The sequence below is a fragment of the Actibacterium sp. XHP0104 genome, assembly GCF_025751515.1.
Taxonomy (GTDB): Bacteria; Pseudomonadota; Alphaproteobacteria; order Rhodobacterales; family Rhodobacteraceae; genus Actibacterium_D.
The window spans coordinates 40,950-57,242 of sequence record NZ_JAOWLE010000009.1 but is presented as its reverse complement, the minus strand read 5'-3'; the positions used below and the strand labels follow the sequence as shown (position 1 = coordinate 57,242).

Sequence of the window (16,293 nt, the reverse complement as noted above, 5' to 3'; positions counted from 1 at the left end):
CGCGCGGGGGAAGCGGGGTTTTGATCGCGCCACCGCGCGGGCACGCTTGTGCCCGGCCATGACGGCCCCTAGGCTGGGATAAATGTTTCATGGTGGAGGGTTCCCATGCGTTGGCTGATCCGTGCGTTCGTGGCGGTTGTGCTGTTGGTTGTGCTGCTGATCGGGGCGGTGTTCCTGCTGCCCGCCGACAAGATCGCGGACCTGGCCGGTGATCAGATCCGCAAGGCCACCGGGCGCGAGCTGACGCTCGAGGGACGGCTGAAACCCTCGATCTGGCCGCAGATTGGCGTCACCACCGGCGCGGTGTCGATCTCGAATGCCGACTGGGCCAGCGACACGCCGATGCTGCGCGCCGAGGCGCTGGAAATCGGGCTGGATCTTGGCGCGCTGATGGGCGGCGATATCGTCATCCGCAAGATCGCCCTGACCCGCCCCGAGATCCTGCTGGAAAAGGGCGTGGATGACCGGGTGAACTGGCAATTCGGGGAAAGCACCGGCACCGAAACTGGCGCCGGCGGCGCGGGTGGCAGTGCGGGTGGCGGCGTGACGCTGGACATCGCGCAGGTCACCGATGCCTCGCTGACCTTCGTAAACCACGCCGCGAAAACCCGCGAGCATATCACCGGTCTGAATGCCACGATGCGCCTGCCAGCGGCGAATGGCCCGCTGGATCTGGAATTCGACGGCAGCGTCAACGGTCAGCCGGTCAAGGGCGCGGTGCATCTGGCGCGGCTGTCCGACCAACTGAACGGCGCCGTAGCCGAAACCCGGCTGTCGGTCGACCTGGGCGGGTCGTCGCTGCGGTTTGACGGGCAGGCCGGGCTGTCGCCCGTGCAGGCCAATGGCGCGTTCCAGGCCGATCTAGGCGATCTGCCGGCGCTGATGGCGGCGCTGAACCAACCCGCGCCCGCGCATAGCAAATTCACCCAGGGCCTGTCGGCCAAGGGCGATCTGGCCTATGGCGCCGATGGCCGCATCGGCCTGAACGGCGCCAATATCCGCTTTGGTCCCAATGCCCTGGCCGGCAATGCCACGATCAGCCTGGACGGCCCGCGCCCGCGCCTTGTGGGTCAGTTCGCCAGCGGCACGCTGGACCTGCGCACGGGCTCCTCGAGCGGTGACGGCGGCGGCGGCGCTGGTGGCAAGGGCGGCGGGGGCTGGTCCAACGCGCCGATCGACGTGTCGGCCCTGGGCGCGCTGGATGCCGAACTGGGCCTGAGCGCCGACAGCCTGCTGCTGGATGGCGCCACCATGGGCCCGACCCGCCTGACCGCCACGCTGACCGACCGACGGCTGGTGCTCGACCTGCACCAGATGGCCGCGTATGAGGGCCAGATCACCGGCAATTTCGTGATCAACGGGCGCGGCGGCCTGTCGGTCGGCGGCGATCTGAGCCTGGCCGGCATCGCCATGCGCCCCGCGCTGAACGAACTGGCCGATTACGACCGGCTTTCGGCCCGTGCCGATATGCGCGTCAATTTCCTGGGCAGCGGCCCCTCGATGGCGGCGATCATGTCGGGCCTGTCGGGCAGCGGCAACCTTGACCTGGGCGAGGGCGAATTCCGCGGGCTGGACCTGTTGGCGATCTTCCTGCAGAAGGCCGAGGGCGCGCAAGACGGCGCCCGCACGATCTTTCACGACGTCAAGGCGACCTTTGCCATCAAGAACGGCATCCTGCGCAACGATGACCTGAGCCTGACCTCGGACCGCTTTACCGCCCTGGGCGAGGGGCAGGTCAACCTGGGCAAGCAGACCATGGATTATCGGCTGGTGCCGCAGACCCTGTTGGGCGGCGAGGGCGGCAAGGCGCTGAAAATTCCGCTGCGCATCGTTGGCCCCTGGGCGAAACCCAGCCTGCGGCTGGATCTTGACGCGGTGATCGACGCCCGCAAGGACAAGGCCAAGGAAGAGCTGACCCAGAAAGCCGCCGAAAAGCTGGGCGTGCAGACCCAGGAAGGCGAAAGCCTGGAGGATGCCGCCAAGCGCAAGCTGGAAGAGAAGGCCAAGAAAAAGCTCGAAAAGCTGTTTCAGTAACCCCTAGTTCCGCAGCCGCCAGCCGCTGCGGAATATCCAGCCGATGAACAGCAGGCAGGCCATCAGAAAGCCGAGAACCGCCGCCAGCGACACGCCGACGGGCACGTCGGCCACGCCGAAGAACGACCAGCGAAAGCCCGAAATCAGGTAAAGCACCGGGTTGAACCGGGTGACGGTCTCCCAAAAGGGCGGCAGCATCGAGGCCGAATAGAACGCGCCGCCCAGGAACACCATCGGCGTAATGACCAGCAGGGGCACCAGTTGCAGCTGTTCGAAATTGCGTGCCCAGATGCCGATGATGAACCCCAGCATCGCAAAGGAAATGCCGGTCAGCAGCAGGAACCCGATCATCCAGATCGGGTGCTGGATATGCAGGTCGACGAACAGCGTAGATGTGGCCAGGATGATCAGCGCGATCATCACCGCCTTGGTCGCCGCCGCGCCAACATAGCCGATCACGATCTCGATGAACGAGATCGGCGCCGACAGCAATTCGTAGATCGTGCCGATGAATTTCGGGAAGTAGATCCCGAACGAGGCCACCGTCACCGATTGCTGCAACAATGTCAGCATGATCAGCCCCGGCACGATGAAGGCGCCATAGCTGATGCCCTCGACCGCGTCGATGCGGCTGCCGATGGCAGAGCCGAAGACCACGAAATAGAGAACCGTAGACAGGACCGGCGACAGAACCGACTGCGCCAGCGTGCGAAAGGTGCGCGCCATCTCGTAGCGATAGATTGCCCTGATGGCTTGCCAGTTCATGCTTGGCCCTCCTCGACAAGGCGCAGAAAGACCTCTTCCAGCGAGCTTTGCCGGCTGTCCAGGTCGCGCACCGAAATGCCGGCCTCGGCCAGATCGGCGATCAGGCTGGTGATGCCGCTGCGCTCGGCCTGGGTGTTGTAATCATAGATCAACGAGTGGCCACCATCGGCCAGGCTGAGGCCGCGGCCCGCCAATGTGCCGGGCAGGGCGTCCAGCGGCGCGGTCAGTTGCATCCGCAGATGCTTGCGCCCCAGCTGTTTCATCAGCGCGTCCTTGCGCTCGATCAGCAGTAACCGGCCGTTGTCGATCACCCCGATCCGGTCGGCCATTTCCTCGGCCTCTTCGATGTAATGGGTGGTCAGAATGATCGTCACGCCGTCATCGCGCAGCTCGCGCACCAGTTGCCACATATCGCGCCGCAAGGTGACATCGACGCCGGCGGTGGGCTCGTCCAGGAACAGCACGCGCGGCTCATGCGACAGCGCCTTGGCGATCAGAACTCGGCGTTTCATCCCGCCCGACAGCTCGCGCGTCTGGGCGTTGCGCTTGTCCCACAGGCTAAGTGCGCGCAGCACCTTTTCGATATAGGCGTCGTTGCGCGGCTTGCCGAACAGGCCGCGCGAGAACCGCACGGTGTTGATGACCTTCTCGAAAGGTTCGATGCTGATATCCTGCGGCACCAGCCCGATCAGCGCGCGCGCCTTGCGAAACTCGATGGCAATGTCATGGCCGCCCACGGTGATCCGGCCACTGCTGGGCGTGACCAGGCCGCAGATGCTGGAAATCAGCGTGGTCTTGCCCGCGCCATTGGGGCCAAGCAGGGCCAGGATCTCGCCCTGCTCGATATCCAGCGACACGTCCCGCAGCGCAACCGTGCCGCTGTCATAGGATTTGCCAAGATTCTGAACCGAGATCACCGGAGCCATGACGGCCACCCTTTACAGAAAAAGACTATGCCCGGGATTTAGCATCCCGGGCATATAACGACCAGAAAAATGAACCGATCGGTCTAGCTTGTGATCAGCGCTTGCGGTCGCGGCGCGAGCTCATCGGCTGGAACGCCACGCCCACATGGGCCTCGCAATAGGGTTTGCCCTGCTGGGTCGCCAGGCCGCAGAACCAGAAGTCCTCGGTCGCCGGGTCGCCGATTGGCCATTTGCAGGTGCGCTCGGTCAGCTCCATCAGGCTGAGCCGCTTGGCCTTTTTCTCGACCTCGCGCACCGAGGCCAGCGCCTCGGGGCTGATCTCGTTGGCCGAGGGCTGCGGCGGCAGCGGCTGGCCAGCGGGGATGATCTGTTTGCGCGGCGAGATCGAGGGCGCGGGCGCGGCGGATTCGGTCGCGGGCTCGGGCTTGGCGGCGGGCGCGGGTTCAGCCGCCTTGGGCGCGGGCTTGGCCTTGGGCGCGGCTTCGGCCTTGGGCGCGGCTTCGGCCTTGGGCGCGGCCTTTTCCTTGGCGGCGGCCTTGGCGGTGCCGCCACCGCCGGTGCGGTTCGACAGGCCCAGACGGTGCACCTTGCCAATCACCGCGTTCCGGGTGACGCCACCCAGTTCCTTGGCGATCTGGCTGGCCGACTGGCCTTCGCCCCACATTTTCTTCAGCGTCTCGACGCGCTCTTCGGTCCAGGACATGTGATTTCCTTGGCTGCGGGGGCGGCGGATGCGACCCCCGGATTTATTTCGGCTTGGCCCTATTCTATTCGTGGCACGGTGTGGGATACAAGCCCAACACATACGTGGCACGGCAGTCGGCATATATCGGGGAAACGGATGGAAAGTTCAACCACAATGGGCGTGCGCCGGTTCGGAAGCGTGAACTGGCTGGGCCTTTATACGCTGGCCCGCCGCGAGGTGCGCCGGTTCATGGCGGTCTGGAACCAGACGGTCGCGGCGCCGCTGGTGACGGCGGGGCTGTTCATGACCGTCTTTGCGCTGGCCATCGGGCCGTCGCGCGGGCCGGTGATGGGGGTGCCTTTCGTGCAGTTCCTGGCGCCGGGCATCCTGATGATGACCGTCATCCAGAACGCGTTTGCCAATACCTCGTCCTCGATCGTCAGCGCCAAGGTGCAGGGCAATATCGTCGACACGCTGATGCCGCCCCTGTCGCCGCTGGAGCTGGTGCTGGGCTACACCGCCGGCGGCGTCGTGCGCGGCGGGCTGGTCGCGGTGGTGATCGGGCTGGCGGTGGTGGTGCTGATGGGCATGCCGGTGGCGCATCCGCTGTGGCTGGCGCTGTTCGTGGTGCTGGGCGCGGCGATGCTGGCGGTGCTGGGCATAGTGGGCGCGATCTTTGCCAACCGGTTCGACCAGATGTCGGCCATCACCAATTTCATCATCACGCCGCTCAGTTTTCTGTCGGGCACCTTCTATTCGATCGACAGCCTGCCGCCCGTGATGCGGGTCATCACCCATTTCAACCCGGTCTTTTACCTGATCGACGGGGCGCGCTACGGCATGATCGGCCAGTCCGACAGCAGCCCTGTTCTGGGCCTTGCGATCTGCGCCGGGGTGACGCTGGCCGTGGGCGCGGTCTGTTGGCGCTGGTTCAGCACCGGCTACCGGATGAAGCCCTGATGCTGAGCTATCAGCACATCTATCACGCCGGAAACCTGGCCGATGTGCAAAAGCACGCGCTGCTATGCGTGATGCTGGATTACATGACCCGCAAGGACAAGCCGCTGTCCTATATCGAGACCCACGCGGGCAGGGGCCTTTATGATCTGACCGCGCCCGAGGCGGTCAAGACCGGAGAAGCCGCGCAAGGCGTCGCGCGCGCCGGTGACTGGTTCGCGCCCGATCACCCCTATGCCCGTGCCATGGCGCAGGTAAAGGCGGCGCATGGGGTCGATGCCTATCCCGGCTCGCCCCTGCTGGCGGCGCTGTCGCTGCGGCCCGGCGACACGATCCACCTGGCCGAGCTGCACCCGCAGGAATTCACCGCCCTGCGCCAGGCCATGCGCCCCTATGGCGCCCAGGTGCATAAACAGGACGGGCTGGAGCTTGCGCAATCCATCTGCCCGCCGACCCCGCGTCGGGGGCTGATGCTGATCGATCCCAGCTATGAGGTGAAATCCGATTACGCCACGCTGCCCGGCCAGATCGCGGCCCTGCACCGCAAATGGAACGTGGGCGTGATCGCGCTGTGGTATCCGATTTTGACCAGCGGCGCGCACAAGCCGATGCTGCGCGCGCTGGAACAGCAGGGCCTGCCCGACACGCTGCGCCACGAGGTGACATTCCCGCCCGCGCGCGAAGGCCACGGCATGATCGGCAGCGGCATGTTCATCGTGAACGCCCCCTGGGGCACCCAGGACGAGGCCAAGCGCCTCGGCACCCTATTCGCCGCGCTTTGATCCCGCTTTACAGCGCCCGCAAAGCGCGATATCTGCCGCGCCATGATCGCACGGAACGCCCATTTCCCGCTTCCCCGACGCCGACGCACCCGCGCCTGACGTCCGATCCCGCGTGGCTGCACGCGAAAACCACCTGAAATCGTTGACTTGGCCCGTCGCCTTTGGCACCAATCGGGCTTCCGCTTCCAAGGACCAATGCCCATGATCCCGTCCATCCTGCCGACCTATAACCGTGCTCCGCTTAGCTTTGTCAGCGGCCAGGGCCCCTGGCTGACCGCGACGGATGGCAGCCGATACCTGGATATGGGCGCGGGCATCGCGGTGAACGCGCTGGGTCATGCCAACCCCGATCTGGTCGCCGCGCTGACCGAACAGGCCGGCAAGTTGTGGCACCTGTCGAACCTCTACGAGATCCCCGAGCAAAAGGCTCTGGCGGATGCGCTGGTGGCCGAGACATTCGCCGACACGGCGTTCTTTACCAACTCGGGCACCGAGGCTTGCGAGCTGGCCGTGAAAATGGCGCGCAAATACTGGTATGAAAAAGGCCAGCCCGATCGCACCAATATCATCACCTTTGACGGCTCGTTCCATGGCCGGTCCTCGGCCGGTATCGCGGCGGCGGGCAGTGAAAAGATGGTCAAGGGCTTTGGCCCGCTGCTGCCCGGTTTTGTGCATCTGAAATTTGGCGATCACGACGCGCTGAACGCCGCCATCGCCCAGCCGGATGTTGGCGCGGTGCTGATCGAACCCGTGCAGGGCGAAGGCGGCATCCGCCCGGTGCCCGACCAGTGCCTCAAGGGGCTGCGTGACCTGTGCGACCAGCACGGCGTTCTGCTGATCTTTGACGAGGTGCAATGCGGCATGGGCCGCACCGGCAAGCTGTTCGCGCATGAATGGGCGGGCGTCGCGCCCGACATCATGATGGTCGCCAAGGGCATCGGCGGGGGCTTTCCGCTGGGCGCTGTTCTGGCCACCGAAGAGGCTGCCCTCGGCATGGTCGCCGGCACCCATGGCAGCACCTATGGCGGCAACCCGCTGGCCTGCGCTGTGGGCCTGCGCGTGATGCAGATCATCAGCGACCCCGCCTTCCTGGACGAGGTCAACCGCAAGGCCGCGCTGCTGCGCCAGCGCCTTGAGGGTCTTGTCGCGGCGCACCCCAGCGTGTTTGAGGCCGTGCGCGGGTCTGGCCTGATGCTGGGGCTGAAATGCGTGGCGCCGGTCGCCGACGTGGTGCAGGCGGGCTATGCCCAGCACCTCCTGACCGTGCCCGCGGGCGACAACGTGATGCGCCTGCTGCCGCCGCTGAACATCACCGACGAAGACATTGCCGAGGCCGTTTCGCGGCTGGACGCCGCTGCGGCGGTTGTCGAAAAGAAATAGCAAAACGGGGACACCCCCGGGGACAGACCGATGAAACATTTTCTGGATATCAACGCCACCGACCCCGCCGACCTGCGGGCCATGATCGACAGCGCCAAGGCGATGAAGGCTGCCCGCAACGGCCGTCCGCGCGGCGCCGGCGATGATGACACGCCGCTGGCGGGTCACATGGTGGCGCTGATCTTTGAAAAGCCGTCCACTCGGACTCGGGTGTCATTCGACGTGGGCGTGCGCCAGCTGGGCGGGCAGACCATGGTGCTGTCGGGGCAGGACATGCAGCTGGGCCACGGCGAAACCATCGCCGACACCGCCCGCGTGCTGTCGCGCTATGTCGATCTGATCATGATCCGCACTTTTGAAGAGGCCACCCTGCTGGAGATGGCCGAGCACGCCACCGTGCCGGTGATCAACGGCCTGACCAACCGCACCCATCCCTGCCAGATCATGGCCGACATCCAGACCTACGAGGAACATCGCGGCCCGATCGCCGGCAAAAAGGTCGTCTGGTGCGGTGACGGCAACAACGTCTTTGCCAGCTTTGCCCATGCTGCCGGGCAGTTCGGGTTCGATCTGACCTTCAGCGGCCCGCCGCCGCTTGACCCCGAGCAGGTGTTCATCGACGAGGCCCGCGCCAAGGGCGCCAAGGTCGAGATCGAGCGCGACCCCGTGCGCGCCGTCGAGGGCGCCGATCTGGTCGTCACCGACACCTGGGTCAGCATGCACGACCCGCAATCCGCGCGCGAACGGCGCCACAACCAGCTGCGCCCCTATCAGGTGAACCAGGCGCTGATGGCCCACGCCAAGCCCGACGCGCTGTTCATGCACTGCCTGCCCGCCCATCGCGACGAAGAGGCCACCAGCGCCGTCATGGACGGCCCGCATTCGGTGATCTTCGACGAGGCCGAGAACCGCCTGCACGCGCAAAAGGCGGTGATGCGCTGGTGTCTCGGGGTCTGATGTCAGACCCCTTTGCCCACCACCCCGGCCTGCGCGGCAAGATCACCGATCCCGAAAGGTCGTTCTTTCGCGGCTTTCGCGCCGAGGATCTGGTGCCCATGCTGGCAGAGCAGGGCCTGCCGGTGGGCTGGTGGCATTCCGATGCCGACCGCGAGGCCCTGCGGCGCCGGGCGCTGAGCAACCATCCCGGCGGCGATCTGTGGGTCTTTGCCTATGGGTCGCTGATGTGGGATCCGGGCTTTCGCTTTGCCGAGGTGCGCCGCGCCTATGCGCCCGGCTATGCGCGGCGGTTCATCCTGCGCGATATCCGCGGCGCCCGTGGCCGGCCCGATGCGCCGGGCCTGATGGCGGCGCTCGATCACGGGCCGGGATGCGAGGGTCTGGCCTTTCGCATTGCGGAAGAGGTGATCGAGCACGAGACCCAGATCCTCTGCCGACGCGAGCTGATCGAACCGGCCTATCACGCCCGTTTCGTCGAGGTCGATCTGGGGGGGGCGCAACAGCGCGCGCTGACCTTTGTGGCCGATCACGATGCGCCCACGATCTGCCCCGATCTGACGCAGGACGAACAGGTGCGTCTGATCGCTACCGGCACGGGCGTTCTGGGCAGCAGCCTCGAATACCTGGCCAATATCGCCAGCCAGTTCCAGGCGCTGGGCATTCATGACGACGATGTCATGGCCCTGCTGGCCGCGGTCGAGGCCCATGAGGCCCCGACAGGGCGCGCTTAGACGAAGACCAGTTCCAGGAACAGGAAGATCACGCCCGACATCAGGGCTGCGGCGGGCACGGTGATGACCCAGGCCGCGACGATCGTCATGAAATGCGACCGGCGCACCAGCTTGCGGCGACGGCGTTCCTCGGGGGCGATCTGCTTGGCGGCGGGGCGCTTGCTGGTGTTCCGGCGAACGCGGCGTTCCGCATGCCATTCGCGGAAAAAGCCCACGCCGAATACCGCGCCCACGGCGATATGGGTCGAACTGACCGGCAGGCCCAGCCAGCTGGCCACGATCACCGTGATCGCCGCCGACAGCGCCACGCAATAGGCGCGCATCGGGTTCAGCTTGGTGATCTGGCTGCCCACCATGCGGATCAGCTTTGGCCCGAACAGGAATAGCCCGAACGAGATGCCGAAGGCCCCGATCACCATCACCCAGACCGGGATGGCGACCTTGCCTGCGGCGGCGCCGAATTCCTCGGCATGGACGATGGCCGCCAGCGGGCCGACGGCATTGGCCACGTCATTGGCGCCATGGGCAAAGGACAAAAGCGCGGCCGAGAACACCAGCGGCAGGCCGAACAGCTTTTTCAGCGACTTGTTGCGGTTTTCCAGCCCTTCCGACTGGCGCCGGATCAACGGCACGCTGATCGCCCAGATGATCACGCCCGCCGCCAGACCGATCAGCAGCGCATGGCCCATGTCGATCTTGATCAGCTTTTTCAGCCCCTTCAGCGCCAGATAGGCCCCGAACGCACCACCCATGATACCGATCAACAGCGGCACCCAGCGGCGCGCGGCAGCGATCTTGTCTTCGGTATAGATGATCTTGGCCTTGATAAAGGCCAGGAACAGCGCTGCGATGGCGCCTCCCAGCACGGGCGAGATCACCCAGCTGGCGGCAATCGTGCCCATCGTGGGCCAGTTGACCGCGCCAAGGCCCGCGGCCGCGATGCCCGCGCCCATGACGCCGCCCACCACCGAATGGGTGGTCGAGACCGGAGCGCCGACAAAAGTAGCCAGGTTGACCCATAGCGCGGATGAGATCAGCGCCGCCATCATCGCCCAGATGAACACTCGCGCATCGGCCACGCTGGCCGGGTCGATGATGCCCTTGGAAATCGTGGAGACCACGTCGCCGCCGGCCAACAGCGCCCCTGCGCTTTCAAAGATCGCGGCAATGGCGATGGCGCCGCCCATGGTCAGCGCATTCGCGCCCACCGCAGGCCCCATATTGTTGGCCACGTCATTGGCGCCGATATTCAGCGCCATATAGGCGCCAAATGCGGCGGCGGCGATCACCACATAGGATGTCGGCTGCTTGCCAAAGAACAACAGCGCCCCCAGCGCCGCCAGAACGATGAAGGCCAGCGAGATGCCCGGCCCGACCAGCGGCCGCGAGACATAATGCAGCGCATATTCAACCTGGCTGATCCGACCCAGATCCTTGTCGAGCGTTTTCCACTGACGATGGTTGATTTTATCTGCCATGAGAGCCCCCGGCGCCGTCTGTCACAAATCTGTTACAGAGGCGCTGGTAGCTGCGAATCTCTTGAGGATCAACCGCTGTTACAAATGCAGGGGCGGGGTGAACTGGCGCAGCAACTCTTGCAGGTCGGGCTCGTCAACCATTTTGGCGGCACGCTTGGGCGACACCCAGCGGCGCTTGCGCTGTTTGCTCTCGGGATACTCATTCGCGATCTTCTCGACGCGCACCGCGTAAACATCGACGACGCAGGGCAACAGCACATCATTGTCCAGCCGTTTGGAATAGCTGTAGCGCCCCACCGGGGCGTTCGAGCTGCGCGCGATCTTCACGCCCGCCTCTTCCCAGGCCTCGCGCAGGGCGGCGCCGGGGCTGTCCAGCCCCTCGATCGGCCAGCCTTTGGGAATGATCCAGCGGCCGGTGCCACGCGATGTGATCATCAGAACCTCGAACTGACCCTTGCGCAAGCGATAGCAAAGCGCCGCCACTTGCAACGCCGGAGGGCGTTGAAACATGGGCTGCACGACGCTGCCCCAGGTCAGTTTGATGGCTTTTTGCATCATTGTTGCGTTTTCAGTCTGCTCGTTTGTCGAATCTTGACGGAAAACCGGGCTCCGCAAAAGCGAAAATCGCGCAAGAATATGTGTTTTTCATGAATTTCGGCGCGGTTTTGCCCGTAATGTGGGGTCGGCCTGTGTCGGGTCTTCGGGCCAGGGGTGTTTCGGGTATTGGCCGCGCATGTCCTTGCGTACATCGGCATAGGAATTTGCCCAAAAACCGGGCAGATCCATCGTGGTCTGCACCGGGCGATGCGCCGGGGACAGCAGGGTAATGCGCAGCGGCAGGCGTTTGGGCCCGATGGTCGGGTGCTGGGTGACGCCGAACATCTCTTGCAGGCGCAGGGCGATGCCGGGGGCCTCGCCGCTGTAATCAATCGGCACCTTGCGGCCCAGCGGCGTTTCGAAATGCGCCGGGGCGAGGCGGGCCAGCAGGTGCTGCTGATCCCAGTCCAGCGCCGATTGCAGCGCGGGCATCAGGTCGAACCGTTTCAGGTCATCTGCCGATTTCACCCCGCCCAGATGCGGCAGCAGCCAGTCCTCCAGCCGCGCCATCAGCCCCGCATCCGACAAATCGGGCAGGTCTGATCCCTCGGAGCGCAGCAATTCCACCCGCGCTTGATAGCGTCGCGCGGCGTTCGACCACGGCAGACCCAGCTCGCGCACCCCGTCCAGCATGGCGCGGGCAATGGCATCGGACGGGGCATCCTTCCACTGCCGGTCAGCCAGGGGCAGGGCGCCGAACATCTCGCGCTGGCGGGTCAGAACCCGGCGGTCACGGCGTGACCATTCGCAGATATCGCGCCATGCGATCTGATCGCCGTAAAGCCCGCGCAGCTCGCTTTCGCTGATTGGCGCGGCCAGGCGCACGCGGGCCTCGCGGGTATCGCCATCCAGGTCCAGCGCCACGATCAGCCGCTGCCCGGCCAGCGCGTCGCCCTCGGGCATCACCGCGCCCTTGCCGCCCGACAGCACATAGCGCGGCGCATCCCCCGCACGGCGCAGGCCGATGCGGTCGGGATAGGCCAGCGCGGCCATCTCGCCCGCGCTGAGGTCTTTGCCACCCGGCACCAGTTTGCGCAGGCGCCGGGCCTCTTGCCGGATACGATCAATCACGCCGCGATGGGCGCCGGGCACCGAGGCCGGATCGCGGATCGCCCGCAGCCGCAGCGCCAGGTCGGTGCCCGCGCCGCGCAGCGGATCGCGCTCGGCCAAGAGCGCCGCCAGATCGGCCCCGCCGCCCGTCAGCAGCATATGCCCCAGCCGCGGATGCAGGGGCAGGGCGGCCAGCGCCCGGCCGTGATCGGTGATGCGGCCCTGATCCAGCGCTCCCAGCGCGGTCAACAAGGCGCGCGCCTCGGTCAGAGCGCCCTCGGGCGGCGGTGTCAGAAACGGCAGGCCGTCGGCGCCCCACAGCGCCAGTTCCAGCGCCAGCCCGGTCAGGTCGGCGGCCTCGATCTCGGCGGGGGGAAAGGCGGCCAGCGCGCCCTCTTCGCCCTTGGTCCACATCCGGTAACATAGGCCCTCGGCCACACGGCCCGCCCGGCCCCGGCGCTGTTCGGCCTCGGCACGGGTGACGCGCTCGGTCACCAGCCGCGACATGCCCGAATTGGGGTCGAACCGCGCCCGCCGCGACCGCCCGCCATCGACCACCACGCGAATGTCCTGAATGGTCAGCGAGGTTTCCGCGATCGAGGTCGCCAGCACCACCTTGCGCCCGGTCTGAGCCGGGGCAATCGCGGCGCGCTGGGCCTTGAACTCCATCGCGCCGAACAGCGGATGGATCGCGCACCCCTCGGGCAGGCGACCGGTCAACGCGGCCTCGACCCGTCGGATCTCGCCCTCTCCGGGCAGAAAGACCAGCACGCCGCCGCTGGTTTCCCCAACCGCCTGTTCGACCAGCCCCGCCACCGCCTGTTCATAGCGTGCCTCGCGCGGCAGGGGGCGGTCCAGCCAGCGTGTTTCCACCGGAAAGGCGCGCCCCTCGGACGTGATCATCGGCGCGTCATTCAGCATCGCGGCCACCGGCGCGGCATCCAGCGTCGCCGACATCACCAACAGCATCAGATCATCGCGCAGCGCCTCGCGCACCTCGCAGATCAGCGCCAGTCCCAGATCGGCATTCAGCGAGCGTTCGTGAAATTCGTCAAAGATCACCGCGCCTACGCCCGCCAGCTCGGGATCGGACTGGATCATCCGGGTCAGGATGCCCTCGGTCACCACCTCGATCCGGGTGTCCGGCCCCACCTTGCTTTCGCCCCGGATGCGATAACCCACGGTGCGGCCAACGGGCTCGCCCAGGGTTTCGGCCATGCGCTCGGCCGCGGCGCGGGCGGCCAGGCGGCGCGGTTCCAGCATGACGATACGGCCCGGTGTCAGCCCGGCCTGCAACATCGCCAGCGGCACAACGGTGGTCTTGCCCGCACCCGGCGGGGCCTGCAGCACGGCGCGGCCCTCGGCGCGCAGCGCCGCCACCAGCGGTTCCAGCACCGCGCCTATGGGCAGATCGGTTTTCATGCCGCCCTTATCAGCGATTTGCGCGCCCCGTGCCAGCGCCCGCTGAAAAACCTGCGCTGCGGGCTGGACATGCGGGGGGCTGCAAGGGCAAACAGAACGCCAAAAGACCGGAGGAGCGAATGGATACCGAAACCCTTGCCACCCGAATCGAGGCCGGCGAGCGCCGTGCCCTGGCGCGCGCGATCACGCTGGTGGAAAGTGGCCGCGACGATCACCGGGCGCAGGCGATCGAGTTGCTGGATCGTCTGGCCGGCGGCGGCAAGCAGGCGCTGCGCATCGGCCTGTCGGGCACGCCGGGGGTGGGCAAATCGACCTTTATCGAAAGCTTCGGCATGATGCTGACGGCGCAGGGGCTGCGGGTGGCGGTGCTGGCGGTTGATCCCAGTTCGGCCCGGTCGGGCGGTTCGATCCTGGGCGACAAGACCCGGATGGAACGCCTGAGCCGCGACCCCAACGCCTTTATCCGCCCCTCGCCCAGCCAATCGGCCCTAGGTGGCGTCGCGCGCCGCACCCGCGATGCGGTCGCCTTGTGCGAGGCGGCGGGGTTCGACGTGATCCTGATCGAGACCGTGGGCGTCGGCCAGTCGGAAACCATGGTCGCTGACATGTCGGATCTGTTCATCCTGCTGCTGGCCCCGGCGGGCGGCGACGAGTTGCAGGGCGTCAAGCGCGGCATCATGGAAATGGCCGACATCATTCTGGTGAACAAGGCCGATGGCGATCTGAAGCCGGCTGCCATGCGGACCTGCGCCGATTATGCCGGCGCGCTGCGCCTGCTGCGCAAACGCTCCTACGATCCCGACCAGTTCCCCAAGGCGATGACCGTTTCCGCGCTCGAGGAACAGGGGCTGCAAAAGGCCTGGGAGGAAATGCAGACCCTTGCCGACTGGCGGCGCGAGCACAGCCATTTCACCCGCCGCCGCTCGGAACAGGCGCAGCACTGGTTCGGTGAAGAGGTCCGCATGGGGCTGTTGCGGCGCCTCGAAGCCGACCCGGCGATCCGCGCGCGGATGTCCGAACTGGGCCAGGCCGTGGCCGCCGGCCGTGCCAGCGTTTCAGGCGCGGCGGCGGAAATGCTGGGGGAACTGAGCTGAAAATGGCAACGAATCCCTTGACGCCCCCGGCGATTTGCCCTTAAAGCACCCAAACTGAATTCTAGGGCGCTGCTTTGCGGCGCCTGTGTGTTTATCGAGACAAGGAAGAGACAAATGTCGCGCGTCTGCGAACTGACCGGAAAAGGCCCGATGTCTGGCAACAATGTCAGCCACGCCAATAACAAGACCAAGCGCCGCTTCCTGCCCAACCTGAACGACGTGACCCTGATCTCGGATGCTCTGGGCCGTTCGTTCAAACTGCGCATTTCGGCTGCTGCTCTGCGCACCGTGGACCATCGCGGTGGGCTGGACGCTTTCCTGGCGAAAGCCAAGGATGCCGAACTGTCTGGCAAGGCACTGAAAATCAAGAAAGACATCGAAAAGGCTCAGGCAGCCGCCTGATCGCCCTGCGATGACGGAATTTGCGGCCCTGCCAGAAATGGCGGGGCCGCTTCCTTTTGACGCTTTCCCTCGGCGTGCGGGCGTGCCTATATCCGGGTGATGAAACGGCTTGGCCCCATATTCGCGCTGTCGCTGGCCTTGATGCTGGCGCTGACCTCGCTGACCCTTGCGGTGGCGCGCGGACAGGCGCCTGTCGTGGGCGAGGTCGTCATCTGCACGGGCATGGGGCTGCAGGTGCTACATCTTGATGCCGAGGGCAACCCGGTCGGCGCCCCGCATGTCTGCCCCGATGGAATTGCGTCCTTCATCGCCGCAGATGCGCCGGTGCCCACCATGCCGCTGCGCCGCCTTTCCACCGGCGAGCGGCTGACCATCCTGACCGGAATGGCCCAGGCCGACCTGCACCGCAGCCGTGCCACGGCGCGCGGTCCTCCTGAAATTGCCTGACCCCACCTTACGCAATTTCATTTCATAGGAGGACACCATGTCCCTGACCAAAACCCTTCTGGCGGCTGCGACCGCCCTGTCTTTCGCCACCCCGATCTGGGCCGGTGAGATCACCATCAACGACGCCTATGCGCGCGCCTCGACCATGATGTCGAAATCGGGCGGCGCCTTCATGGAAATCCACAACGGCACCGAAGCCGATGACCGCCTGATCGAGGCGCGTTCGGATGTGGCCGAGCGGGTCGAGCTGCATACCCACCTGTCCGACGGCAATGGCGTGATGCGCATGGTCGAGGTCGAGGATGGCTTTGCCGTTCCCGCCGGCGGCGTGCACATGCTGGCGCGCGGCGGCGATCACCTGATGTTCCTTGGGCTGAACCGCCCGCTGAACCACGGCGACATGATCGACGTTGTGCTGGTCTTTGAACAGGCCGGCGAGGTTGCCGTTCAGATCCCCGTCGATCTGGAACGCAAGCCCATGCACGGCCAGATGCAGCACGGCAACGGTATGCATCAGGGCATGCAAAAGAAGGGCATGACCCAGAACTGAGCCATGCGCTGAAAGCGACCTGCACGGTCGCGGAAG

General features: G+C 65.9%; 16 protein-coding genes. 10 read left to right on the top strand and 6 right to left on the bottom strand.

The window, feature by feature from the left end; all coding sequences use genetic code 11:
- The first annotated feature begins 105 nt into the window (after positions 1 to 105).
- Complete coding sequence (locus OE856_RS12985) at positions 106 to 2,034, top strand: AsmA family protein (protein WP_263716575.1); 1,929 nt, start codon at positions 106 to 108, stop codon at positions 2,032 to 2,034.
- A 3-nt stretch (positions 2,035 to 2,037) separates the two neighbouring features.
- Here OE856_RS12985 and OE856_RS12980 read toward each other — a convergent pair whose 3' ends face one another.
- The 3 genes from OE856_RS12980 to OE856_RS12970 all read right to left on the bottom strand — a co-directional run bounded on the left by OE856_RS12980 (position 2,038) and on the right by OE856_RS12970 (position 4,428).
- The gene (locus OE856_RS12980; protein ID WP_263716574.1) at positions 2,038 to 2,799 is read right to left on the bottom strand and encodes an ABC transporter permease; all 762 of its coding nucleotides are present in this window, start codon (positions 2,797 to 2,799) and stop codon (positions 2,038 to 2,040) included.
- The gene (locus tag OE856_RS12975; RefSeq protein ID WP_263716573.1) at positions 2,796 to 3,725 is read right to left on the bottom strand and encodes an ABC transporter ATP-binding protein; all 930 of its coding nucleotides are present in this window, start codon (positions 3,723 to 3,725) and stop codon (positions 2,796 to 2,798) included. The genes OE856_RS12980 and OE856_RS12975 overlap by 4 nt, the downstream gene beginning before the upstream one ends.
- A gap of 94 nt (positions 3,726 to 3,819) precedes the next feature.
- The gene (locus OE856_RS12970; RefSeq protein ID WP_263716572.1) at positions 3,820 to 4,428 is read right to left on the bottom strand and encodes a GcrA family cell cycle regulator; all 609 of its coding nucleotides are present in this window, start codon (positions 4,426 to 4,428) and stop codon (positions 3,820 to 3,822) included.
- 138 nt (positions 4,429 to 4,566) lie between these two features.
- Between OE856_RS12970 and OE856_RS12965 the strand changes: the two genes are divergently transcribed.
- The 5 genes from OE856_RS12965 to OE856_RS12945 all read left to right on the top strand — a co-directional run bounded on the left by OE856_RS12965 (position 4,567) and on the right by OE856_RS12945 (position 9,217).
- Positions 4,567 to 5,370, top strand: a complete 804-nt coding sequence (locus tag OE856_RS12965) for an ABC transporter permease (RefSeq protein WP_263716571.1) — start codon at positions 4,567 to 4,569, stop codon at positions 5,368 to 5,370.
- Positions 5,370 to 6,149, top strand: coding sequence for a 23S rRNA (adenine(2030)-N(6))-methyltransferase RlmJ (locus tag OE856_RS12960; protein ID WP_263716570.1), 780 nt, complete (start codon positions 5,370 to 5,372; stop codon positions 6,147 to 6,149). The genes OE856_RS12965 and OE856_RS12960 overlap by 1 nt, the downstream gene beginning before the upstream one ends.
- Before the next feature lie 201 nt (positions 6,150 to 6,350).
- The gene (locus OE856_RS12955) at positions 6,351 to 7,529 is read left to right on the top strand and encodes an aspartate aminotransferase family protein (protein ID WP_263716569.1); all 1,179 of its coding nucleotides are present in this window, start codon (positions 6,351 to 6,353) and stop codon (positions 7,527 to 7,529) included.
- A gap of 30 nt (positions 7,530 to 7,559) precedes the next feature.
- Positions 7,560 to 8,486: an ornithine carbamoyltransferase gene (gene argF, locus OE856_RS12950; protein ID WP_263716568.1), complete on the top strand. Its 927-nt coding sequence runs from the start codon at positions 7,560 to 7,562 to the stop codon at positions 8,484 to 8,486.
- Entirely contained in the window at positions 8,486 to 9,217 is a 732-nt protein-coding gene (locus tag OE856_RS12945) for a gamma-glutamylcyclotransferase (protein ID WP_263716566.1), read from the top strand. Before argF ends, OE856_RS12945 begins: the two co-directional genes overlap by 1 nt.
- On the opposite strand, the gene OE856_RS12940 is transcribed toward OE856_RS12945, so the two are convergent.
- The 3 genes from OE856_RS12940 to hrpB form a co-directional block, all read right to left on the bottom strand.
- Entirely contained in the window at positions 9,214 to 10,695 is a 1,482-nt protein-coding gene (locus OE856_RS12940; RefSeq protein ID WP_263716565.1) for an inorganic phosphate transporter, read from the bottom strand. The two genes, OE856_RS12945 and OE856_RS12940, sit on opposite strands and share 4 nt — an antisense overlap.
- Positions 10,696 to 10,773: 78 nt before the next feature.
- A complete protein-coding gene (locus OE856_RS12935) occupies positions 10,774 to 11,250 on the bottom strand; it encodes an NUDIX hydrolase (protein WP_263716564.1) in 477 nt (158 codons plus the stop codon).
- A gap of 90 nt (positions 11,251 to 11,340) precedes the next feature.
- Positions 11,341 to 13,764, bottom strand: coding sequence for an ATP-dependent helicase HrpB (gene hrpB / locus OE856_RS12930; protein ID WP_263716563.1), 2,424 nt, complete (start codon positions 13,762 to 13,764; stop codon positions 11,341 to 11,343).
- A 119-nt stretch (positions 13,765 to 13,883) separates the two neighbouring features.
- On the opposite strand from hrpB, the gene meaB reads away from it, so the two are divergent.
- From meaB to OE856_RS12910, 4 genes are all read left to right on the top strand, one after another.
- Entirely contained in the window at positions 13,884 to 14,858 is a 975-nt protein-coding gene (gene meaB / locus OE856_RS12925) for a methylmalonyl Co-A mutase-associated GTPase MeaB (RefSeq protein WP_263716562.1), read from the top strand.
- 114 nt (positions 14,859 to 14,972) lie between these two features.
- Positions 14,973 to 15,260: a 50S ribosomal protein L28 gene (rpmB, locus tag OE856_RS12920; protein WP_263716561.1), complete on the top strand. Its 288-nt coding sequence runs from the start codon at positions 14,973 to 14,975 to the stop codon at positions 15,258 to 15,260.
- 99 nt (positions 15,261 to 15,359) lie between these two features.
- Positions 15,360 to 15,707, top strand: a complete 348-nt coding sequence (locus OE856_RS12915) for a hypothetical protein (RefSeq protein ID WP_263716560.1) — start codon at positions 15,360 to 15,362, stop codon at positions 15,705 to 15,707.
- A 37-nt stretch (positions 15,708 to 15,744) separates the two neighbouring features.
- A complete protein-coding gene (locus tag OE856_RS12910; protein ID WP_263716559.1) occupies positions 15,745 to 16,257 on the top strand; it encodes a copper chaperone PCu(A)C in 513 nt (170 codons plus the stop codon).
- The last annotated feature ends 36 nt before the right edge of the window (positions 16,258 to 16,293 follow it).